At 48.4% G+C, this 339-nt stretch carries 1 protein-coding gene; it reads left to right on the forward strand.

What is annotated here, in order from left to right; all coding sequences use genetic code 11:
* Positions 1 to 16: 16 nt before the first annotated feature.
* Positions 17 to 339: SDR family oxidoreductase (locus tag E1180_RS00050; RefSeq protein ID WP_341873528.1), on the forward strand; the 323-nt coding region annotated here is incomplete at its 3' end.

Raw genomic sequence — 339 nt, forward strand, 5'->3', positions numbered from 1 at the left:
CGCGCATGTAGTCGTCGTGGATCAAGAGATCCAATCCGTAGAAGAAGTTGCTAGTGGCCTCAATGGAGAGTCAATGGCCGCGGCTATCGATCTGCGTGAAGAAGAGCATATTGCAGATCTTGTAGCCAAGATAGTTGCACGATTTGGTAGGTTAGACATCCTGCACAACAACGCGGCCTGTAAACCAAAGGAATTAAGACAGTTCTTTAAGCCCGTTGAGCAATTTCAAATGGATGTTTGGCGGGAGATAATGTCGGTGAACATAGATGCCATGTTCTGCGTGGCAAAACATGCTGGCGGCTATATGGCTGCTCATGGCGGTGGCGCTATCATTCAAAC

The sequence above is a fragment of the Roseibium denhamense genome (assembly GCF_009711415.1).
GTDB lineage: Bacteria > Pseudomonadota > Alphaproteobacteria > Rhizobiales > Stappiaceae > Roseibium > Roseibium denhamense.